The 22,806-nt window shown below is 40.6% G+C and carries 20 protein-coding genes; 13 read left to right on the plus strand and 7 right to left on the minus strand.

From position 1 onward, the window contains the following. The first annotated feature begins 89 nt into the window (after window positions 1-89). From lon to QVH07_RS15500, 4 genes are read left to right on the plus strand one after another with little or no spacing between them, the layout of a single operon-like run. On the plus strand, window positions 90-2,567 hold the full coding sequence (gene lon, locus QVH07_RS15485; RefSeq protein WP_290002369.1) for an endopeptidase La: 2,478 nt from the start codon (window positions 90-92) through the stop codon (window positions 2,565-2,567). Then, on the plus strand, window positions 2,560-3,540 hold the full coding sequence (gene porQ / locus QVH07_RS15490) for a type IX secretion system protein PorQ (protein ID WP_290002161.1): 981 nt from the start codon (window positions 2,560-2,562) through the stop codon (window positions 3,538-3,540). Before lon ends, porQ begins: the two co-directional genes overlap by 8 nt. 9 nt (window positions 3,541-3,549) lie before the next feature. Continuing rightward, a complete protein-coding gene (gene hslU, locus QVH07_RS15495) occupies window positions 3,550-4,947 on the plus strand; it encodes an ATP-dependent protease ATPase subunit HslU (protein WP_290002164.1) in 1,398 nt (465 codons plus the stop codon). Further along, window positions 4,947-5,666 (plus strand): SDR family NAD(P)-dependent oxidoreductase, encoded by a 720-nt coding sequence (locus QVH07_RS15500; protein WP_290002165.1) that lies wholly within the window; start codon window positions 4,947-4,949, stop codon window positions 5,664-5,666. The genes hslU and QVH07_RS15500 overlap by 1 nt, the downstream gene beginning before the upstream one ends. On the opposite strand, the gene QVH07_RS15505 is transcribed toward QVH07_RS15500, so the two are convergent. Further along, the gene (locus QVH07_RS15505; protein WP_290002167.1) at window positions 5,663-6,160 is read right to left on the minus strand and encodes a SixA phosphatase family protein; all 498 of its coding nucleotides are present in this window, start codon (window positions 6,158-6,160) and stop codon (window positions 5,663-5,665) included. The two genes, QVH07_RS15500 and QVH07_RS15505, sit on opposite strands and share 4 nt — an antisense overlap. Window positions 6,161-6,247: 87 nt before the next feature. On the opposite strand from QVH07_RS15505, the gene QVH07_RS15510 reads away from it, so the two are divergent. Beyond that, a complete protein-coding gene (locus tag QVH07_RS15510) occupies window positions 6,248-6,439 on the plus strand; it encodes a cold-shock protein (protein ID WP_290002170.1) in 192 nt (63 codons plus the stop codon). Window positions 6,440-6,474: 35 nt separating this feature from the next. Here QVH07_RS15510 and QVH07_RS15515 read toward each other — a convergent pair whose 3' ends face one another. Further along, window positions 6,475-9,096, minus strand: coding sequence for a mechanosensitive ion channel family protein (locus QVH07_RS15515; protein WP_290002172.1), 2,622 nt, complete (start codon window positions 9,094-9,096; stop codon window positions 6,475-6,477). A 231-nt stretch (window positions 9,097-9,327) separates the two neighbouring features. Between QVH07_RS15515 and QVH07_RS15520 the strand changes: the two genes are divergently transcribed. From QVH07_RS15520 to QVH07_RS15530, 3 genes are all read left to right on the plus strand, one after another. Beyond that, window positions 9,328-9,756 (plus strand): Hsp20/alpha crystallin family protein, encoded by a 429-nt coding sequence (locus QVH07_RS15520; RefSeq protein WP_290002175.1) that lies wholly within the window; start codon window positions 9,328-9,330, stop codon window positions 9,754-9,756. A 163-nt stretch (window positions 9,757-9,919) separates the two neighbouring features. After that, window positions 9,920-11,419 (plus strand): S1C family serine protease, encoded by a 1,500-nt coding sequence (locus QVH07_RS15525; RefSeq protein WP_290002176.1) that lies wholly within the window; start codon window positions 9,920-9,922, stop codon window positions 11,417-11,419. A gap of 187 nt (window positions 11,420-11,606) precedes the next feature. Next, window positions 11,607-12,749 carry a serine hydrolase domain-containing protein gene (locus QVH07_RS15530; RefSeq protein WP_353890995.1) on the plus strand — a complete coding sequence of 381 codons (1,143 nt, stop codon included), beginning with the start codon at window positions 11,607-11,609 and terminating at the stop codon, window positions 12,747-12,749. 3 nt (window positions 12,750-12,752) lie between these two features. On the opposite strand, the gene QVH07_RS15535 is transcribed toward QVH07_RS15530, so the two are convergent. The 5 genes from QVH07_RS15535 to QVH07_RS15555 all read right to left on the minus strand — a co-directional run bounded on the left by QVH07_RS15535 (window position 12,753) and on the right by QVH07_RS15555 (window position 18,555). Then, entirely contained in the window at window positions 12,753-13,700 is a 948-nt protein-coding gene (locus QVH07_RS15535) for a tetratricopeptide repeat protein (RefSeq protein WP_290002181.1), read from the minus strand. A gap of 45 nt (window positions 13,701-13,745) precedes the next feature. After that, window positions 13,746-15,275 carry a SulP family inorganic anion transporter gene (locus tag QVH07_RS15540; protein ID WP_290002183.1) on the minus strand — a complete coding sequence of 510 codons (1,530 nt, stop codon included), beginning with the start codon at window positions 15,273-15,275 and terminating at the stop codon, window positions 13,746-13,748. Window positions 15,276-15,391: 116 nt separating this feature from the next. Beyond that, entirely contained in the window at window positions 15,392-16,663 is a 1,272-nt protein-coding gene (locus QVH07_RS15545; protein ID WP_290002185.1) for an NDP-hexose 2,3-dehydratase family protein, read from the minus strand. Further along, window positions 16,656-17,591 (minus strand): glycosyltransferase 61 family protein, encoded by a 936-nt coding sequence (locus tag QVH07_RS15550; RefSeq protein WP_290002186.1) that lies wholly within the window; start codon window positions 17,589-17,591, stop codon window positions 16,656-16,658. Before QVH07_RS15550 ends, QVH07_RS15545 begins: the two co-directional genes overlap by 8 nt. A gap of 67 nt (window positions 17,592-17,658) precedes the next feature. After that, complete coding sequence (locus QVH07_RS15555) at window positions 17,659-18,555, minus strand: NAD-dependent epimerase/dehydratase family protein (protein ID WP_290002188.1); 897 nt, start codon at window positions 18,553-18,555, stop codon at window positions 17,659-17,661. A gap of 216 nt (window positions 18,556-18,771) precedes the next feature. Here QVH07_RS15555 and QVH07_RS15560 point away from each other — a divergent pair, with 216 nt between their 5' ends. The 5 genes from QVH07_RS15560 (at window position 18,772) to QVH07_RS15580 (ending at window position 22,780) form a co-directional block, all read left to right on the plus strand. Next, window positions 18,772-19,545 carry an MlaE family ABC transporter permease gene (locus tag QVH07_RS15560; RefSeq protein WP_290002191.1) on the plus strand — a complete coding sequence of 258 codons (774 nt, stop codon included), beginning with the start codon at window positions 18,772-18,774 and terminating at the stop codon, window positions 19,543-19,545. 4 nt (window positions 19,546-19,549) lie between these two features. Continuing rightward, window positions 19,550-20,296 (plus strand): ABC transporter ATP-binding protein, encoded by a 747-nt coding sequence (locus QVH07_RS15565; RefSeq protein WP_290002193.1) that lies wholly within the window; start codon window positions 19,550-19,552, stop codon window positions 20,294-20,296. Continuing rightward, a complete protein-coding gene (locus QVH07_RS15570; RefSeq protein WP_290002195.1) occupies window positions 20,293-21,276 on the plus strand; it encodes an MlaD family protein in 984 nt (327 codons plus the stop codon). The genes QVH07_RS15565 and QVH07_RS15570 overlap by 4 nt, the downstream gene beginning before the upstream one ends. A gap of 144 nt (window positions 21,277-21,420) precedes the next feature. Beyond that, window positions 21,421-21,954: an RNA polymerase sigma factor gene (locus QVH07_RS15575; RefSeq protein WP_290002197.1), complete on the plus strand. Its 534-nt coding sequence runs from the start codon at window positions 21,421-21,423 to the stop codon at window positions 21,952-21,954. Between the two features lies 1 nt (window position 21,955). Continuing rightward, a complete protein-coding gene (locus tag QVH07_RS15580; protein ID WP_290002198.1) occupies window positions 21,956-22,780 on the plus strand; it encodes an anti-sigma factor in 825 nt (274 codons plus the stop codon). Window positions 22,781-22,806: the final 26 nt, after the last annotated feature.

The following is a 22,806-nucleotide window of genomic DNA, read 5'->3' on the forward strand; positions in this document are numbered from 1 at the left end:
CTTGACATTTATTGAAGAACCTCCAGAAAACGGAGGTTCTTCTTTTATTTTAGCTTAAAATGCGACAGCATGACTGTCAATATGTCTATATGAGTCAATTTGATAAATCCTTATTTCCTAATCTTATGGTGGGTGAGTTTGCTTCGGAGGGAGACCTTATCCAGCTTATCACTGATGATGAAGATGAGGACCAGAGTAAAGAGCCGGTTTCAGACGAGTTACCCATACTTTCGGTACGTAATACAGTTTTATTTCCAGGGGTGGTAATACCTATCACTGTAGGCCGGCAGCGTTCTATCAAGTTGGTAAAAAATGCCCAAAAGGGGAATAAGCTTATTGGAGTTTGTGCGCAAAGAAACCCAAATAATGATGACCCTTCATGGGAGGATATTTATTCGGTAGGTACTCTTGCGAAGATTGTGAAAATGATCGTTTTGCCTGATGGAAATACAACCATTATAATCCAGGGTAAGAAGCGGTTTAGCATTAAGGAGCATATTTCTGATGATCCTTATTTCCTTGCCAAAGTTGAGTATCTCAATGAAAGCTTTCCAAAGAGCTCCAAGAAAATTGAGGCCTTAGAGGAGTCTCTTAAAGATGCAGCTACCAAAATCCTGCATTTAAACCCGGACATTCCTCAGGAAGCTCAGGTGGCTTTGGACAATATTGACAATACGGCGTTCCTTACACATTTCCTTTCTTCCAATGTCAATGCATCGGTTGAATCCAAGCAGAAACTTCTGGAAATAAATGATGGCCTAGACCGTGCTACGATTTTATTGGAACTCATGCTGAAGGATATCCAGATGCTGGAGATCAAATCTGAAATTCAAAAGAAAGTTCACACGGATATAGATCAGCAGCAGAGAGACTACTTTTTGCGTCAGCAGATGAAGGTTTTACAAACTGAGCTGGGTGAAGAAGGCCCGGAGCAGGAAGTTGAGATGCTTCGAAAAAGAGGAGAGGAGAAAGATTGGCCAGCTGAGGTCGCTAAGCATTTTAATAAAGAGCTCGACAAAATACTTCGCATCAATCAGCAAGCGGCTGAATATCCGATTGCATTGAATTATGCCGAGACTATGGTGGATTTGCCATGGAATGAGTTTACTCAGGATAATTTTGATTTGAAGCATGCCAAAGAAATTCTCGATGGGGATCATTTTGGACTGGATAAAGTCAAAGAGAGAATCATAGAGTATCTGGCTGTTTTGAAACTGAAAAACGACTTGAAAGGTCCGATTCTCTGTCTTTATGGACCTCCAGGCGTGGGAAAAACCTCGCTAGGTAAATCTATAGCTGCCGCTTTGGGAAGGAAATACATTCGTATGTCCCTCGGCGGCCTACATGATGAAGCAGAAATCCGAGGTCACAGAAAGACTTATGTGGGAGCTATGCCGGGTAAGATTATCCAGAATATGAAAAAGGTTAAGATTTCTAATCCTGTTTTCGTACTGGATGAGATCGATAAACTTTCCTCCGATTTCCGGGGAGATCCTAGTTCGGCTTTTCTTGAGGTTTTGGACCCCGAGCAGAATAGTCACTTCATGGATAATTATCTTGAAGTAGACTATGACCTGAGCAAAGTTCTCTTCATCGCCACGGCAAATTCACTTGACACTATTCAACCGGCACTTCGGGATAGAATGGAAATCATTCAAGTTACCGGATATACTCAGGAGGAAAAGGTCGAAATAGCCAAAAGGCACTTAGTGCCGAAGCAGAGAAAAGAGCATGGGCTTAAGGCAAAGGATATTCGATTCAGTAAAGCGGCACTTGTAAAACTGATTACTGATTATACTCGCGAATCCGGGGTAAGAAACCTTGAAAGAGCAATTGGAAAAGTCATCCGAAATGTGGCCAAGTCCATCGCCATGGAAGAGGAATACGATCCAAAGATTGATCCTGAAGCAATAAGAAGAATTCTTGGTACTGAAATTTTTGATCGCGAGACCTATGAGGATAATTCTACCGCTGGAGTGGTGACGGGTTTGGCCTGGACTAGCGTCGGTGGAGAGATTTTATTTATTGAAACCAGTTTAAGTAGGGGAAAAGGTAAGCTTACCCTTTCGGGGCAATTGGGAGACGTGATGAAGGAATCTGCGGTGACAGCTTTGTCCTATTTGAAGTCCAGGGCTGAATCACTAGAAATCGATCATAGAATATTTGACCAGTATGACTTACATGTTCACGTTCCCGCAGGAGCGGTGCCAAAGGATGGCCCTTCAGCTGGTATTACCATGGTCACCGCAATGGCTTCTGTGTTTACACAGAGAAAAGTCAAAGCTAAGCTGGCAATGACAGGAGAAATAAGCCTGATCGGAAAAGTCATGCCTGTGGGAGGAATCAAAGAAAAGATACTAGCGGCAAGGCGTGCTGGAATCAAAGAGGTGATTCTTTGCAGAAAGAATAGAAGAGATATAGAAGAAATTGACGAACAATATCTCAAAGGAATAAAATTCCACTTTGTGGATAGAGTTGATGAGGTTTTGGACATAGCCCTTTTGGATTCAAAGGTAGAACGACCTTTGAAATTCAATTTGGTAAGCGAAGAGTCGAAACGTGATTAAGCTGAGAATTTTGAGCTTGCTTTTCTTGCTGCCGTTGGCGAATGCCTTCGCTCAGACTCGAGAGCTAGCTTTTCAATTCTTAGATCAGCCTAGTTTCACAAGACTATCCTCCTTGGGAGGGGTCAATGTCACTTCTAATTCTGAGCTTCTTTTCTTCATGCAGAATCCTGCGAGTCTTAATGAGGAAAATTCAAATGTGGCATCTTTTCATTATTTGAATTTTCCTGGAGGGATCAATTGGGGAAGTGCGGGATATCAATGGAGTCCTGGTTTTGCAGGTGAATTTGCTGTCGGGCTGCAGTTGGTATCCTATGGTGAGTTTGAAGGATTTGATCGCTTTGGAGTATCCACAGGAGATTTCTCTGCTCAGGAATTCAATCTTCAGCTGAGTTATTCACGGGCCAAGGGAGTTTTCAATTATGGCGCCACGTTGAAACTTATGGGTTCCATTTTGGAGAGTTATCAGGCTTATGGACTTGCCATGGATTTAGGGGTGGTTTACGATCACCCAAAAGAAGATTTGAGAATTGGTTTTGTGGTAAAAAACCTGGGTTTGCCTATCAGTGGGTATTTGCCTGATCAAAAATTGAGGTTACCATCAGATGTTAGATTTGGCGCTAGCTTCAAGCCAAAGTATATGCCAGTAAGGTTTTCATGGACCTTGAGAAATTTAAATTCCATGGAGAGAGGAATCGAGGAACCAGACAGCTTTGGCCGACAGGCGTTGGAGAAAATGGTATGGGGTGCGGAGATCATCCCTTCTGAAAACTTCAGTCTACAGATAGGATATAATCTACTGGTGAGAAGACAATTCAGTGGAAACTCAGGGGCTGGCTCAGCAGGTTTTTCGGGAGGCTTCGCCTTTCGGGTAAAAAGCTTTGAACTATCCTACGCCAGGTCGTTTTATAACGTAGCGGGTGCATCAAATGTATTTGGTGTCTCCACAAATTTGAAAAAGAAAAGATCATTTTAATCTAAAGATATGAGTAAGGAATTATCATTAACACCGCGTCAGATCGTATTTGAGCTTGATAAATATATCATCGGTCAGAAGGATGCTAAAAGAAATGTGGCGATTGCCTTAAGAAATCGAATTCGACGTCTCTTGGTGACTTCCGAAATCCAAAAGGACATTGTGCCAAACAATATTCTTATGATTGGTAGCACTGGTGTAGGTAAAACGGAAATAGCTAGAAGGCTTGCCAAAGTCGCTAATGCTCCATTCACGAAAGTTGAAGCCTCTAAATTCACCGAGGTAGGGTATGTAGGTAGAGATGTGGAAAGTATGGTGCGAGACCTAGCGGAGCAAGCCATAGCATTAGTTCGGGAGGTAAAGAATGAAGAAGTAAAAGAGAAGGCAGAGCATTCGGTGGAAGAGGCGATCCTTGATATTTTAATCCCACCAGTGAAAGGTGCAGGATTCAGGCGTACAAACGCCACCGTAGAGATAGGAGACGAAACGCCGACCAATGATGAAGAGCTGAATGAAAGAACAAGAGAGCGATTCCGGGAGAAACTTAAAAAAGGTGAATTGGATGATCGTAAAATCGAAGTGAGTGTAAAAGCTTCAGCACCAGCAGGGATGGGCATGATTGGGAATGGAATGATGGATGAGGCAAGTATGCAAGGTCTTCAAGATATGATTTCCAACATGATGCCTAAGCGTACCAAGAAAAGAAAAATCCCAATTTCTGAGGCCAGGAAGATTCTTTTGGAAGAAGAAATGTCCAAGCTTATTGACTTTGATGAAGTAAAGGAAGAAGCCGTAAAACTTGCTGAGAACAATGGTATTATTTTCATTGATGAGATTGATAAAATCGCATCAAAATCAGGAAAAGGTGGTAGTGGGCCAGATGTGAGCCGTGAGGGGGTTCAGAGAGATTTACTTCCAATAGTGGAGGGTTCTGCAGTGAATACCAAGTATGGTGTGGTAAATACAGATCACATTCTTTTCATTGCGGCAGGAGCATTTCACGTAGCAAAACCATCCGATTTAATTCCTGAACTTCAGGGTAGATTCCCGATCCGTGTGGAGCTTCAAAGCTTGACTCAGGAGGATTTTGCCAGGATTCTTAGGGAACCAAAGAATGCACTAACTAAACAGTATCAGGCACTTTTCGAAGTAGAGGATGTGTCACTCGAGTTCAATGAGGAGGCAATAGATGAAATAGCGAGATTGGCTTATTTAATCAATCAGGAGGTAGAGAATATTGGTGCGAGAAGGCTTCATACGGTCATGAGCCATCTTTTAAATGATTTCTTATTTGACGTACCGGATACCATTGAGGCAAACTCAAAGATCATGATCACCAAAGAAATGGTTCAGGAAAGATTATCGACCTTGGTTAAAAACAGAGATTTATCTCAATACATTCTTTAATGAATAAACTTCTAATTATCACCGGTCATAGTCAGGGTCTGGGGAAGGCGATTGTGAAGCTTTTCCTTGAAGACCCTGACTTTGAGGTGATAGGAATTTCACGGAAAAGTTCGGGCATCAAAAATGATCGCTTGAGGGAGATTTCGTTGGATCTATCGGACCTGGATGCTGTTAGAAACAATCTGGAGTCAATTTTCCCTGATGACACGTTCACCGAGGCATATTTGATTAATAATGCCGCTTGGATAGGTGAAATCAAGCCATTATCTAAGATTGATCCTGCCAATCTCATAAAGGTTCAGAATATTAATTTCATTTCTCCGAGCATCCTTATTGGAGCATTTTTGAGGAAGTTTTCTAAACCATCCATCCAGAAAACGATCTGCAATATCAGCTCAGGTTTGGCTTACAGGGCGGAGTATGGACTTTCAGGTTATTGCACGAGCAAAGCTGCATTAGCTATGCAAAGTGAGATTCTGGCTATGGAAGTGGATTCTCAAACTCGTGTGTTTAGTGTGGCGCCCGGAGTAGTAGACACTCCAATGCAGGATAACCTGAGGGATACTAATCCAGAGGATTTTCCAAAGCATCCAAACTTTGTGAAATTGAAGGAGTCAGGCAGTCTCGTGAGTCCAGAAGCGGCAGCAAAAAAAATAAAGTATATGCTCGACCATGGGGATGAATTCCGAGAAGTAGTTCAGGACATCCGCAAGTTTTAAAGTTTAAATTCTTTTTTTGGGTAGTCGAAAAACTCTGCGATTGCATTGTTAGGTCTTAATTCACTCCAACTATCAATATCTGCTTTTAGGCAAAATTGACCGGACGTAGGCAAGTTTCCGATGTCATAACCAAAGTCTTCTACAAAGTCATTGAATCCAGGATTGTGACCAAATACGAGAAGCGTTTCAATCTGAGGATTTACTTTTTGGATCTCTTTTAAGATACCGTCTGAGCTAGCATGATACAGGTTTCTGGTGGTTACGATTTTTTCAAGAGGGAAGTCAAGCCCATTTGCTAAAATCTCCGCGGTATGCTTTGCCCGTAGGGCGGTAGAGGAAAGAAAAAAGTCAGGCGATATACCTCTCTTTTTTAATCGTTTTGCCATCTCTGGAGCATCTCTTTTACCTCGACCGGCAAGTGGGCGGTCATGATCAGCTAGGGAAAAATCCTTCCAGGAAGATTTGCCGTGACGTACCAAAATAAGTTTCTTCATTTAAGAGAAAAGAAAAGATAATTTTGTTTCTATTGTTCAAATATTTACTTTTATGGCCTATTTAATTACAATTTATTTTAATTCATTATGTCTACCGGAACAGTAAAATTTTATAACGAGGCTAAAGGCTTCGGATTCATCGTAGACGACGAGTCACAAAGCGATGTATTTGTTCACGCTACCGGACTAGTTGATCAGATCGGCCAAAACGACAAAGTAACTTACGACGTCAAAGATGGCAAAAAAGGTTTAAACGCCGTCAACGTCAAAAAAGCATAAAGCAGTTTTGAAGTTCTAGTACAAATCCTCCGAAGTTATTCTTCGGAGGATTTTTTATTGTCTTTTTGATCCTTTTCATCTTCAGAAGTGCTCTCCTCTGTGGAGGAATCCTTAATGTCTTTTGGAGCTAAAATCGCCTCTTTGACTTCAAGGGCTTGAATTACATTATCCAAATTACCAGGAACGGACTTTAGATAAAGATCTCTTTGTGGGAATGGAATTTCGATATTGTTCTCCTTGAATGCTTTGAAAATATCATTCATAACTTCAGATCGAAGATCCAGCCATATATCCATATTACCGACCCAGAAAAGTAGGCGGAAATTCACGGAGTTGTCCCCAAACTCCTGCATGAAGACTTTTGCTGGCGGATCTTTAAGAATTAAATCCCTCTTTAGGACTTCCTCTAGTACTTTTTGTACCGTTGGCATATCTGAACCATAGGCTACCCCAATAATCAATTCAATTCTTCTACGTTTATCTGAAAGAGTCCAATTAATAAGGCTTTGCGATAGCAGGTCTCCATTCGGTAAAATAATCTCAGAACCGTCATAAGCTCGGATTTTGCTCGCTCGAATTCCCACTTCCTGTACAATTCCCACCAATTGACCTACCTGAATGTTATCTCCAATTTGTACAGGTCTCTCGAAGGCCAGGATGATACCTGACACAAGGTTATTTATGATTGTTTGTAAACCAAAGCCAATACCTACGGATAAAGCACCTAGAACGATGGTTATCTTATCAAGAGGAATCTTAGCAACTGCCATAGCAATAAAGAAACCTATGGTGATGATGGCAAGTCTGATAAGAAGAATAGAGCTCCCTAATCTTTTGTTCCTTGAACTACCTGTTTTTTGATCAAATACAGATGCGAAATAGGCGATATTATTAGCCAGAAAAAAGCTTACCATAAGGATAATAATAAACAGAAGAATGGTCGAAAATTCATATTCAAGGTTTCCTAGTGTCCTGGGTTGAGTGAGGAAACTGACTAGTGAATTCCCAATGGTTGAGAACCAGCCAAGGTATACCGTAAGTGCATAAAACCATAAAACAATGGCAAAAATACTTATCACTTTTTCGACCCTATTTTGTATCTCCTGAAAATCAAAGTAAGAAGTGAGCACATCATCTTCTTTTTTGGATGATTCAAGCCAGATGTAAACAAATTTTAGGAAAACCTGAACAAATAAATAAAGGCCTATACCCCTGTAGAAATTGCTAACTCCTAAAATACTGAATGTTTTTGCTAAGGTTGGCCTTCCAAAGATGTTTACACCAAAAGAAAATAAGGCGAAGGTTAATAGAAAAACAGAAAGGGCTTTCAGTACCCTGGATCCAACAAATAAATGCCTATCCGTTTCTTTATACATAAGAATGGCAAGGGTAATTCCTGAGGCTGAAACAAATAAATCAAAATACCTTTCGTCAAAATTCATCCCCCAGGCAAGACCGAATGTAGGTGCCACCAAATAGACCGGGTAAAAAATGGCTAAAAGCCAAAATACTTTTTTTGGAAATCTCTGATAGGCAATCCAACCGGAAAGGGTGACAAAAACCAGGGATAATAGACTACTGAATACAATAGTGGGGTTTTCTATAAATGTAAAAATGAAGGGTATGGTGATTATAATACAAGAAATAAACAACTGATTTTGAATCAATTTAATCCTTTCTAAAATTTGCTCTGCGAATTCTTTTCGTGCTATCACATTTTTAATGGCCCTTTTCGAGAAAAAGTATATTAAGCAAACTACTAACAGAGATGAGGTTAAAAACAAAGATTTTTTTTCTACGAACCTGATTAAAACAGAGCCATTTATTGGCACGGATTTAATGAAATTTGTTAGAAAAGAATCTTCTATCTCATAAGATGGTGCTTCCCAGATATAATTAATTTCTTTTTTCCACGATCGCCTCTGAATATTTCTTTCGCTTTGATTTACTGATTCTCTTAATCCTAATAATTGAATACTTAAATCTGAAACTCTGGACTGATACGAGGCTATTTCTAATTCCTGGGTAATTAATAAGCTATCTAAACTCCGCAACTTGTTTTGAATGGATCTCAACTCTCTATCGATTTCAGGTAAGGTCTCGCTATTTTTTAAGGTCAAACTAATTATGGTGTCTTGCCTTATCTTATCCAACTTGTCGCCAGCTTCTACCAGGTCATCCACTCTTTTCGAAATCCTATCTTCAAAATTCTGCTGCTCCTCTTCAATTAAATTCAAAAAATTTTCAATACCATTAATGAAACGATTGTTTCCTTTCTCTTCATACTCAATCACGACTTCGGCTAATTCGGTCATCGTATTTTTTAAAACAGGTATTCTGTCATCCATCTCAGAAAAGTCAGGCTTTGCTTTTAGAAGCAAATTCACATTGCCTAATTCAATGGCATATTTCTTCGATTTGGTTACGATCTGATTAAGTAAAAGCCCAATTTTCGGAATGTTTTGTCTTGTGTCCTGCTTACGAACGAAAAGAGTATCAATGGCTTGGTTAGTCCCAATTTCTTGGTTTTCAATTATAGTGGAATCCACTTGACTGAAAATACCAGTCGTATCTCCTGTCTCTTGAGCTTGAGCTTGAGCTTGAGTAATGAGGAAAAATGAGAAGATGAGAGAAACGATTTGCTTTTGAAGACGCATCGGGTGTGGATAAATTTATTTAAGATGTCACCAATCTCTTTATAATGCAAATTGACAATATCATGATTGAGTTTCGAATATGACATTAGAAAAGGCTTGAATAAAATAACCGGTCAAAATGTCTGAATTAAGCTGTGATTTTAAGTAAAAAAAGACAGAATGTCCGATAAAATGGGTTGGAACAGAATTTACATATTGGTTTCCGTGTTCAACCATTAAAAAATTCAAACCATGAAACTTGTAAGATATAATCAATTAAACAGTCCAAAAACTGATACGTTTTATAACATGATCGATCAGTTTTTTAATGATTCATTTCCAAACGGTGAAGGACAATTTAATCCTGCAGTGGACATTGCTGAGGATGAGAAATCCTATGAAATAGAGCTTTCCATTCCAGGTGCCAAGAAGGAAGATTTCAAAGTCGATCTCACAGATGGTAGCCTAACTATCTCAGGAGAAAGAAGAAGAGAAGAGAAAACGGAAGGGAAGAATTTCCACAGAATTCAAAGTCAATACGGTAAGTTCCAGAAAACTTTCCAGCTTCCGGATGATGCGACTTCCGAAAATATTTCTGCCAGTTATCAGGATGGAATTTTGAAGATTTTAATTCCTAAAGAGGAAAAGAAAATTCAGAAATCTGTAATTGAGGTGAAATAATTTGAAGAGTGGGGTAACCCACTCTTTTCTTTTTTTGTTAAATTCATGACACCTTCAAAAGCGGTTAATTGATGTTAATTTGAAGGATTTTTCAAATTATGAAAAACCTATTTCTGATCGGTTCGCTTTAATATACGTTGTTACTGAAAAAAAATTAAAACCTATGAATAAGAGACAATTCTTCTTTGGGATGATTTTGGCCTCCTTAATGGGAGGTTTGGTTGTGTTAGCTGGACTGAGGTTTTTCGTTCAGCCGGAAAGCGGTCAAACCTTTGATGAGAAGCAGCAGGCCAGTTTTGTAAACCTGCTTTCTGATAAGGATTTCACCATACCAGACGGAATTAACTTCGTGGCATCTGCAGAAGTAGTAACTCCTGCCGTGGTCTATGTTAATAGTAAAGTGAACTATAACAGACGAGGTAGATCTGAACTTGAAAGATTTTTCGGGATGCCCCCCAGAGATTTGGAAGATCAAGAAGAGGGTATGCCACCTCAAGGGATTAGCTCAGGCTCTGGTGTGATCATCTCTGCGGATGGTTATATCGTCACTAACAATCATGTGGTGGAAGGTGCAAATGAGGTAACCGTATCGCTTGAAAATAATAAGCGATACATAGCTACTATAGTTGGAACTGATCCGACCACAGATTTAGCATTGTTGAAAATAGAAGATACTGGATTGCCTTATGTGAGGTTCGGTGATTCAGATGAAACTCAAATTGGTGAGTGGGTCCTTGCAGTGGGTAACCCTTTTAATCTGAATTCTACAGTAACTGCAGGGATTATTTCAGCAAAAGCCAGAAACATTGGGATCCTAAGAGGTGTAGAAAATGACTTGCAAATTGAGTCCTTTCTTCAAACTGATGCCGTGGTTAATCCAGGAAATTCCGGAGGAGCTTTAGTAAATCTTTCAGGTGAACTTATTGGAATAAATACAGCCATTGCTACCCGAACAGGTACTTTCAGTGGCTATTCATTTGCAGTGCCGAGTACTTTGGTGAAAAAAGTAATGGACGATCTGATGGAATATGGAACCGTGCAGAGAGGATTATTAGGCGTTCGGATTAATAATGTAAGTCCAGAGCTTCAGGAAGCTTTAGATCTTGACCTTTCTGTTGATCAGGGTGTGTACGTGGCAGGAGTAAATGAAGGAAGTGGAGGAGCTGAAGCTGGCCTCCAAGAAGGTGATGTGATTATCGGTATCGATGGTCGTGAAACCCTAAATGTTGCAACTCTTCAAGAAATGGTAGCTAGGAAAAGACCTGGTGATCAGGTTGAAGTGGATTTCATCAGAGATGGTGAAAAAATGTCGGCTAAAGCTACTTTGAAAAACTTCGATGGAGATACTAAAATAGTGATTAAAGAGCAACCACAAGTATTTGAATTTGCCGGTGTGACCTTCGAGGATATCGATGAGGACCTCAAAGAAGCGTTGGATTTACAAGGTGGAGCCATCATTGATTCGGTTACCAATCCGGAATGGAGAAGAGCGGGAGCAAGAGTAGGGTTTGTGATTACTTCTATCATTAGTGAAAATGGAAGAATTAGAATAACTTCTCCTGAACAGTTAATTGAAGAACTGTCAGATCTTGAAGATGAAGAGATTGTTGTTCTGGGAACATTCCCTGATGGAACTGAATATTACTTCGAGGTGACACCATAATTTCCTTTGGGAGGAAATTTAAGGCCGGCTTTTGCCGGCCTTTTTTTATGCATTGATTATTTCTAATTTGAGGAAACTAAGTTCCCAAATGATGAGAAAGTTATTTCTAACTCTATGTTCCTTGCTGCTGACCATTTTAGTAGTATCAGCTCAGGTTAATCAGTCCAGGTTGCAAAAACTTGACGCAATGTTAAATCAAGCGATAGAGGAGCAACAAGTACCTGGACTCGTTGCGATGGTGGTCAAAGATGGCGAGGTAGTATATCACGAAGCAAAAGGATTTTCTGATGTGAATTCAAGGACTGAAATGAGTAAGAATTCTATTTTTAGAATAGCATCTCAGACCAAGGCGATCACTTCCACCGCTGTTATGATTCTTTGGGAAGAGGGGCATTTTAGACTTGACGATCCTATTTCCAAATACATTCCAGAATTTGAAAACCCGACCATACTTCAAGAATTTGATGATTCTGATAGCTCTTTCACCTCGGTTGAAAGTGAAAGCGAGATCACCATCCGACATTTACTTACCCATACTTCGGGCCTAGGATATGGAGTGATTGATGGTGATATACGTATGAAGAAGATTTACCAAAAAGCAGGAGTGGTAGATCTGTTTACTACTCAGGATGTTACTATTAAGGAAAGCGTAATGAGGTTGGCAGAATTACCCTTGCATCATGAGCCAGAAGAGAAATTTACATACAGTGAAGGTCTGGATGTGTTGGGATACTTTATTGAGGTTATTTCGGGTAAGCCATTTGATGAGTTTTTAGAAGAAAGGATTTTTGATCCTTTGGGAATGGATGATACCCGATTTTATTTAAATGAATCTCAGGGAGAGAGACTGGTCACTGTTCACAATTTTTTAGAGGAAAGCTGGAAACCTTACCCTGTCACGTTTTATGATCCGGATTATCCCAAAACTGGTGCTAAAGCCTTCTTTTCTGGAGGTGCAGGACTTTCCAGCACCACAGCAGATTATGCTAAATTTCTACAAATGTATTTAAACGGAGGTGAACTAAATGGAGTAAGGATCCTAAGTCCCACCACCATAGAGACCATCATGTCAAATCAGGTAGGCGACTTGCTTGGTGATGGAGGAAAAGAATATGGCTTGGCCTTTGGGCTTGTGGATCAAAAGGGAGTAGCGATTGGAGGAATTGGAGGTTTGGGGACTTTCGACTGGGGTGGATATTTCAATACCCAGTATTTCGCAGACCCAAATGAAAACTTAATTGGTTTGATTTTTAAGCAAACCAGTGGTGCTGGAAATGGTGACCAAACTGGCTGGAAATTCCGTCAGATGGTCTTTACCCTTGTGGAATAAGCTTTATTTTTTTGCTTCGAAATACTCAATCAAATCACTTTCGGCTGCTAAATATCCAAAGGAAGTGAAGGAAGAAGCATCTATCATTTTCCACATTAAATCCCTAGCCCTGGAGGTATCGCCATTATATAAAAACCAATTCGCCACGCCATACCGAACCGCATGATTTGAAGGGTCATCCGGTCCTTCCTGAAGCAAGGAGTCTACGAGGATCCAACCTTTGTATAACTCACAAAGGTCTGCATAGCTTTGATTTTCTATGACAGTGCTATCTGAATGAATTGGAGCCAAAAGTGAGTCGGCCTTGGAGGGGTTATGTAAGCGCTGCTGAATCATGAAAAGCCAGTGAGTGCTCGAAACTATATTATCATACCGAGAACCACTTTCCCTGCATTTGAGGTACGCCTCATAGGCCTTTTCATAGTCATGAGTAAGATAATAGGCCAATCCCAGATGGTAATAAATATTTCCGTGCAAAGTACTCACAGGAATATTTAAGGCATTTGGCATACCATCTGGCTCCACTTCATTTTCTGTCCCCTGAATCAGCTGAGCGGCTTTTTCCAAATCAGCTATGGCTTTATCATATTCCCTTAGGCTAATAAACCTGTGTCCTCTGTGTCGATAAAGTTTAGGCTCCTTTGGAAATTTGGTAATGCCATCGGAATAAATATTTATAGCCTCCTCATATCTTCCTAAATACGCTGCTCTTCTGCCGTACCAAATCAGATTTTCCACGTTTTGAGGATCCGACTCATAGTTTGACTTGGCTTCTTCGTATTGTTCTAGAAGCTTTGCCGAAGGCTCGGAAAGCTCAAAGGTTTTCCCCAAGGGAGTGGTGTAACTCGCTTTGGCAGATATAGTCAAATCAGAGGTTTCTTCCAATTTCTGGCTTTGGCCACATGCAAAAAGAAGGGAGGAAATAAAAAGAACACCAATTATCCGAGTCATAAAGTGAGAATTTAAATTTCCTAAATATAGAATCTTCCTTTCATTTTAGATTTTATCCACCACCAGCTTATAGTTGGGGTCTTCAATAACATTCACATCCACCAGTTTATCAGCGTTAGCGATGAGCTTGCGGCAGTCTGGGCTAAGGTGCTTTAAATGAAGCTTTTTACCCACCTTCAGGTAGCGTTCGGTGATTTTGTTTAGAGCCTCTATAGCCGACATATCGACTACACGACTTTCCGCAAAATCGATAATTACCTCCTCAGGATCGTTCTGCAAATCAAATTTTTCGGCGAAGGCCGTTACAGAACCAAAGAAAAGTGGGCCATACATTTCGTAGTGCTTGATGCCATTTTCATCCACATATTTTCTCGCGCGGATTCGCTTGGCATTATCCCAAGCAAAAAATAGAGCCGCCAAAATCACGCCGACCAAAACAGCCACCGCTAAATTATGAAGAACGGCAGTGATCAAAGTAACCAATACCATTAGGAATACATCCGATTTCGGCATTTTGGTGAAGGTTCTTAAACTGGCCCACTCAAAGGTTCCTATTGCCACCATGATCATCAGACCTGTGAGTGCTGCCATAGGTACCTGTTCGATCAGACTACTTCCAAACATGATAAACACCAATAGCATAACCGAGGCCACAATTCCTGAAAGCCTTGCTCTTGCTCCGGAAGAAATGTTGATTAAGCTTTGCCCGATCATGGCACATCCACCCATTCCTGAAAAAACACCTGAAAGCATATTTGCAATTCCCTGAGCCACAGCTTCCTTATTACCTCTACCTCGTGTTTCTGTGATTTCGTCAATAATATTCAAGGTCAAAAGACTCTCAATCAAGCCCACTCCGGCCACAATAGCGGCATAGGGAAATATGATTTGAAGGGTTTCAAAATTTAAGGGAACCGCTGGTAAATGAAAAGGGGGAAAGCCGCCCTGAATACTTGCCATGTCGCCCACAGTTTTGGTGTCTAATCCCAAAAACTTCACCACTGCGAAAATCACCAGGATCGCAGTCAGAGAGGAGGGGACCACTTTGGTCAGCTTTGGCAAACCCCAAATAATCAGCATGGTCAGCAAGACGAGGCCTAAGAGAATGTATAATGTGCTCCCGGTGAGCCAATCTCCCGCTGCATCCTTAAATTGATCCAGCTGGGACATGAAAATAATGATGGCCAGACCGTTGACGAAACCGAATATTACTGGGTGTGGAACCAATCTCATCAGCTTTCCAAGTTTCAAGGCACCTGCAGTAACCTGAAGAATACCAGCCAGTACCACTGCGGCAAAAACGTATTCTACCCCATGATCAGCCGCAAGGGATACGATTACAACGGCTACTGCACCAGTAGCACCTGAAATCATTCCAGGTCGACCTCCAAGGATGGATGTCACCAGCCCCATCATAAAGGCGGCATATAGTCCAGTAAGAGGTGATAAACCAGCGATGAAGGCAAAAGCAACTGCTTCAGGGATCAATGCCATGGCCACAGTAAGACCGGATAGTACCTCCGTTTTATAATCTACCTTTTGGCTAAAATCGAATAGGTTTAGATACTTTTTCATAGGAATAGGTTTGAGCAATTCCAGATTATTTGGAATTGCTAGAATAGGTTTAGCAAAATGAAGCCGCGAAGTTACGAATTTTGGACTACACCAAATTTTATTCGGGAAGCCTTGCCCTATTTTTTATCAAAACTCAAAGGATGAAGTAAATGAAGAACCAAGGAGCTGATACATCTCAACTGAAATGAACAAATGTTTGATGCGTTGAGATATGCCCTTAATTCTAATGATGTAATCCAAATGCCCTTAGTGTCGGGAACTTTTTTTTCAACCTGAATCACCTGATAAGTAGAGTTATTTCTGAAGAACCTCCCACCCTCATCACATTGGATAATCTCGTATTTAGTTTCTCCAACTTGGAATGGAGATTCGGGGTTCGGGTCTTCGGGGGTAGAAAGGTAGCTAGGGTACAATGCTATTGGGGTAGAAATTCCGCATTCATGATCAAATCGAACCAAAAAATTCAGTTCACCGGATTCCTGAGTGTAAAGAAGTTGAACCAGCCCTTGGCCTTCAACTTTGTATAGGGGCTGTGACCAAGCTTTTACCTCTCTATTTGTGGCTGAAAAATGAAACATCCCTACACTTGAAGCCTGCCCCTCTAATGCTTTTACGCCTTGAGAATTAACTTCCCATTTTTTTAAATCCTCGAGTGGAGTCATTTCATATTTTTTCAATTTCGATAAATCGCCTTCTGGAACAGTAATATTCACAGAGCTGTTGTTTCCGTTTTGCCAAAAACCATCCCAATCAAAAACTGCCAAAAGAGATCTTAGATCTGCATTGAGTAAATTATCCTTAAGGAGCACGTCTTGAATAGAACTCAAGGATGCCCAAACCATATTTTCTTCTGTAGCGATAGGACCTGTGCTGAGCAAATAGTGATGGGTCTTACTTTTTTGATAATACTTACTTCCAAGGTCATGCTGCATACTATGCCAAATCAAGTGACAGCCAGGATAGAAGCTGGTAAAATTTTCCACATAAGCGGTTGCCTTTCCTCCATGAAGCTGGAGATAATTGGCCGGTGTACTCTGGATGGTCGGGCCCAACTGAATTATTCCTGAATTTCCTGGTTCTACTCTTGCTTGAAGAAGGGTATAAATCTCATCACCTGATTTAAAGAAAATTAGCCCTGTAAGAGCACTCTGGGGCTGATAGAGCATCAGCTTTTCATCTGATGGATTTATCCTATTTTTTAATCCCATCACTTGAAAAAAGCCTCGACTTTTATGGGAAAGCACGCCTTGGAGAATAGACCATTGTTCTTGTTCGGACAAAGCTATTTCCTTTAATTCATAGTTTGATTTGGTCTTAGTCTCATTTATGAATTGAATTAATTCGTCACCTGTTTGGGCAGAAAGTATATTTTCGGGTAATCTATCCATTGATTAAATAAGTTAAAATATGCTCGGGATTTAAACTTGGCGATATTTGACCATCATGGGGAATTATTTTTAGCTCTAGATCAAATGCGTTAGCTAGCTTAATCTGAATAGCTTCATTTTTAAAATCAGCACTTTCCTGCATAATCACCTTCGCTTCAGGTAGCATCCAAATCATATTCAATAGTTCTGCACCGCGAATCCCAATCAAAACTTTTGCCTTAGAAAATACATCAATTTGTAATTTTAGAGACTCATCTCCTGGAAAAAATCTTCGAGCATTATATCCTTGACTCTTCAAAAAATCATTGATTTCTTCACCATTTTTTAGTTGTCTTCTCTCAGTTCCATAGTTGGGTAACCACCTGGCTTCTTTACCTTCCGTTGATTTGAGTATTGATGGAGGCCTGGACCTTTCTATAACTATGATTTCTTCTCTCGATTGATCTGATTTTGCCCAGAGTTTTAAATGCAAAATGGTTCCTTTTAAGTCTTTTTTGACTGGGCTGCTAAAGCTGCCATACTCATCGAGATATCTATCCCACCTTGGAATCAAAATTTTATCAGCTTTTACCCTGAACTTATGATAAGTAAAAATAGATGCGTGCTCACCTCTCAGGGCTAGCTCTAATTTCAATAATTGCCTTCGGATTTTCCCGCGGACTGATTTCCAATCTGCTCTTGGTACCTCTATTCCCTTCTCTGTCAATTTTTCAAAAGAGTATCTGACCTTTAGTTCATCTAGATATTCCATCAGAATCGCATCGGTCAAGGGATTGCACGAATCAAAAACCAATTCTTTGGAAGAAATTATTTCTTTGTTTTTTCTGAGATAGGTTACAATGGGTAAAAAATAACCTAGCATATAATGCCAGTAATTCCCAAGATCACCTCCTCTTTTGGTATCCGCTATGAAATAGAGCTTCTTCAAAATTTTCTAAGAGGTCAAAGACAAAAGGTAATCAGGGAAATTGAAAAAGAGGATTCTACCTGACTTCTTATTTAACATACTTTCTCCAGTTGTGCTGCTCCTTAAATCCCAGTATCTCCTTGATTTTTTTGTTAGAAAAAAGTGCTTCATGTTTTTCTAATTCCCTCTTAATTGGCACTCCCGGGAAAAAGGTTTTTGCCAGTTCCTTACTCGGAATGATTGCTCCATTATGGTCATTTCCAGCATTGAAAACTTCGAAACCAAGACCATCTTTTTGAATGCATAAATCCACGATTTGTCCAAGATCCCTGGCGTCAATGTAGCAAAAGGCATTTCTGCGCCTCACCTCTGGATGCTTGAAATAATATGGAAAAAGCTCCTGATACTCATGAGGCTCGATGACATTTCCTATTCGAAGGGCATAGATGTCAAAGCCTGAACGACGCTGGAATGCACGAGCCGTTTTTTCATTGACAACTTTAGAGAGACCGTAGCTATCCATGGGGTTTATATCATATTCCTCATCAAGGGGAAGATAGTCAGGATCGGTTTTGCCGTCGGAGAAACAAATCCCATAGGTCGTTTCAGAGGAGGCTATAATTATCTTTTTGATTCCAAGTTTGACCGCTGCTTCGATGACGTTATAAGTGCCTATGGTATTTACTCGAAAAGTTTCATTGTCCGGATTGATAAGAATGCGCGCCACGGCAGCAAAATGGACCACGGCATCAAATTTAGGCACTCCCGTACCTGGCTCTAATTCATCGAAACCTGCATAAGAACTCATGGCATTGAACATTTGACCTGAATCTGTGATGTCTGCAATCAGGTTGTCCACTCCTGGATGTTCCAGTGGTTTGAGATCTACATTCATTACTCTGTGACCCCGGTCCAAAAGGTAAGGGATAACATGCTTTCCTGCTTTGCCTGAGCCTCCGGTGAAAAAAATGCGTTTAGCTTTCATAAGTAATCCATTTTGTTCGAGACCAAAGATAAGCCTTAATCAAAACTCCTTCTTTTCTAAAGCTCGATTGATAAGAGAAATTTTATGATAGAAATCACTTCTTCCTTGGGTTGATAGGGTTTTTTGTGAATTAGGTTATTTTTAACCTAGATGAATCTGATTCCGGTATAATTGTGCCTGAGGGCAGTGAAAGATTTTAGTGTAAACTGAAAAGTCATGGCATCGCAAAACATTCTAAATACACCTTTTTTGCAGGAGGTGGGTGAGATAGCCCGCTTTACGGGAAGGTTTTTTCGTGAAGTGACCAAGCCAAGGCAAGAATGGGAGGAGTTTATCAATCAATGCTATTTCATTGGGTACAAAACCTTTACCCTAGTAGGCATCACCGCATTTATTATGGGACTGGTTTTGACCATACAATCACGACCTACTTTGGTGGAATTCGGTGCTGACGCCTTACTTCCTTCGATGGTTTCTGTTTCATTGGTAAGGGAGATTGCACCGGTGATTACCGCTTTGATTTGTGCGGGAAAGATTGGCTCAGGGATTGGTGCGGAATTAGGCTCTATGCGTGTGACTGAGCAAATAGATGCCATGGAAGTTTCAGGTACCAATCCATTCAAATACTTGGTTGTAACCCGCGTTTTGGCTTCAACAATCATGGTTCCGGTTCTTTCCAGTTTGGCCATAGCCATTTCTCTTTATGGAGGTTTTTTGGGAGCGAATCTTAAAGGGGATGTTAGCTGGGCGCTTTATTGGTATCAGGCTTATAAGGCCTTGGTTTTTGCAGATTTTGTTCCAGCGATAGTCAAGACTATTTTCTTTGGCTTTGCCATAGGCATAGTGGGATGCTACAAGGGATATACTTCAAAAAAGGGAACAGAGGGAGTTGGGAGATCCGCAACTACAGCGGTTATTGTAGCCTCACTTTTAGTTTTCATTTTGGATTTGATTGCGGTTCAAGTGGCCGATGTGCTGGGTTTTACCTGATACTATGGAAAGCTTTGAGTCTATAATAGAAGTCGATAAACTGAACAAATCCTTTGGTGAAAATCATGTGCTAAGGAATTTTTCCCTGAGCCTTAAGCAAGGTGAAAATCTGGTGATTTTGGGAAAGTCAGGTTCAGGTAAGTCGGTTTTGATCAAATGTGTCATTCGTTTGATTGAGCCTGATACAGGAAAAATTACCATTCTTAATCATGATATCAGCCTTTTAGATCAAGATGAAATGGACCTTCTTAGAGCTGATGTGGGATTCCTGTTCCAAAGTAACGCCCTATACGATTCGATGACTATACGTGAAAATCTGGAGTTTCCCCTCCGTAGGCATTGGAGCAAAGAAGAACGGGAGGCGAAAGCAGAGGCTGCTGTGAAGGAAGCTTTGGAGGATGTTGGTTTGGCCCATACTATTGATATGATGCCTTCCGAGCTTTCCGGGGGGATGCGAAAGAGAATAGCATTGGCACGAACGATCATTCTTCAGCCAAAAGTCATACTTTATGATGAGCCAACTACAGGTTTGGATCCTATCACCGGAAGGGAAATAAGTGAGCTAATGAATCGGATTCAGAAAAAGTACAATACGGCTTCTATTATTATTTCACATGATATGAGCTGTATAAAAATGACAGCTAATCGGATAATCATGCTTATCGAAGGAAGGAATTACGCTGAAGGTACATTCGAAAATCTAATCAAAAACAACGATCCCAAGGTTCGGGATTTCTTCGAAGGACTATGACTAAGGACAAAAAAATATCCAATACAAAGCTTGGAGCACTTGTGCTGGCGGGCTTGCTATTTCTGGTTTTTTCGCTCTACATGATAGGAAGAAATCAGAATATTCTGGGAACATCCATGCACGTGTATGTAGATATGGAGGATGTGAACGGACTCCTTCCGGGAAATAATGTCCTCTACAAGGGAATGAATGTTGGCACAGTCAGCGATATCAATGTTCTTGATGAATCCAGGATTCAGGTGGATTTATTGATTCGAAGAAAAATGACTCCTTTTATTTTAAAAAATGCAAGAACTACCATTAACACAGATGGATTAATCGGTAATAAAATTCTTCAAATTCACCCTCAGGAGGGAGATGCACCTCCGATTGAAGAGGGAGATGTTTTGATTCCCTTGGAGCAAATTGGTACTGAAGACATGCTTCTTCAATTGAACAGTACTGGAGACTATCTTCAGAACACACTCATGAATCTATCTGAGATTACTGAGAAACTCAATCAAAATGAGAATCTGTGGAATACGTTGTCGGATACACTTCTTTTAGTGGAGATGAAAGATGCGATTCGATCATTCAGAAGGGCAGGGGACCAGGCCAATCAGATGGCTGCTGCAGGGAAGGAATTATTGGAAAACATAGAGAAAGGTGATGGATTGACAGGAAGACTTATCAGTGATACCACCTTGACTTCAAGAGTGGAAAGGAGTTTAGACCGACTAGAATCCACCACCATGGAGACAGAGGCCGTACTAGAGTCTATTAGCGAACTTATAGATGGGGTTAAAGCTGGAGAAGGAACAGCCGGATTGATAATGGAAGACTCACTATTTCGGGCAACTCTAATGCAAACCCTTATTAACCTGGAGTCCAGCACGGAGAAATTTAATACAAACATGGAAGCCATGCGTTCCAATTTTCTTTTCAGAAAATATTTCAAAGACCTCGAAAAGGAAGAGAAAAAAGCTTCTAAAGGGAATTAAAATAAAGTCGAACTGATTTTGACTTTGATTTTTGGGCTCCAATGTCCTTATCCAGCTTAAAAAAATATTCCCAAAAACAGATAACCTTAAACATTTGGTAGGCATTCTTATTTTTAAGAGATTGACGTTTCAATCTATCAGTTTTTGCAGGAAGAAGAAATTTTAAAAGGGCTAAGGGCCAGGGATCGCAAGACCACAGAATACCTTTATGAAAAGTACTCAAGGGCGCTTTTTGGGGTAATCCGAAGAATGATAGCAGATGAGGATATTTGTGAAGAAGTATTTCACGATGCGTTTATCAAAATCACCAGGAAAATCGATCAGTACGACGAGTCCAAAGGGCGTTTGTATACCTGGATGGTGAATATTTGCCGAAATTCGGCCATTGATAAATTAAGATCTAAAGAAATTTCTCAATCAACTAAGACCGAAACCATCGATCACTTCGTATTTGGTATGAAAGGCCGGTATGGTACCTTGGATCAGGTCGAAGGTATCGGGGTGAAAGAGCTGATGGAATTGTTAAATGAAGACCAAAAATTTGTCATCGAGTATATTTACTTCAAGGGATTTACCCATATGGAGATTTCTGAGGAGTTTGACATTCCATTAGGAACGGTAAAATCTCGTGTGAGAGCTGCAATCCAGGTATTGAAAAAGAACATTGAACGAATCTAGCGTGAACATTCAAGAATATATCGAATCAGGCAAACTGGAGCTTTTCCTTTTGGGGGAGCTTACTGAGCGTGAGTGCGAGGAAGTGATTGCTATGGCTAAGGCCCATCCGGAAATTCAAAAGGAACTGGATTCGCTGGAAAAGACAATGTTTGCCCTAGACGAACTTACTGGTAGTACTCCATCGAAAGGGGTTAAAGACAAGATTTTCCAAACGCTCGAGGAAGACTTTTTCAATGAAAATGAGGCTGGACAGGCCGTTATTACTCCAAAAGAAGATAGAAAGGTAAAGACTCTCCCTTGGAAAGCTTTTGCGGTAGCAGCATCGTTTTTGGCCATTCTGTCTTTTGCTTCAGCGATTTATTATGCGAGTAAATTCTATGAAACAAACCAGAGATTCACCGCACTTCTTCAGGATCAGCAAGTGATGGCAGATAATCTGGATCAGGTCCGGCTCCAAAATGAAGAAGCGAATTCACGACTTGATCGCCTTGTGGCAGGAGATTTTCAAAGGGTGGAAATGGTTGGGGAGACACTGCCCATGCAAACGGATGCCAAAGTGGATGTTTTTTGGGATAGACAGGCTCAAGAGGTATTTGTGGCTGTGAATAATTTGAACTCCCTTTCCGCGGACTTTGATTATCAGCTTTGGGCCATTGGAGAAGATGGGCCGATAGGGATAGGTTTGGTTGATCCCGGTGAAAAATTCACTTTACAACAAATGCAGGCAGTAGCTGATGCGGGGGCTTTTGCCATTACCATAGAACCAAAAGGAGGTTCTGAATCTCCAAACTTGGAAAAACTGGTGGTATTAGGCGAAGTGGCCTAAGCCACATCAGGGGAACTACGCTTTAA

It is taken from the genome of Algoriphagus sediminis, assembly GCF_030403435.1.
Taxonomy (GTDB): Bacteria; Bacteroidota; Bacteroidia; order Cytophagales; family Cyclobacteriaceae; genus Algoriphagus; species Algoriphagus sediminis.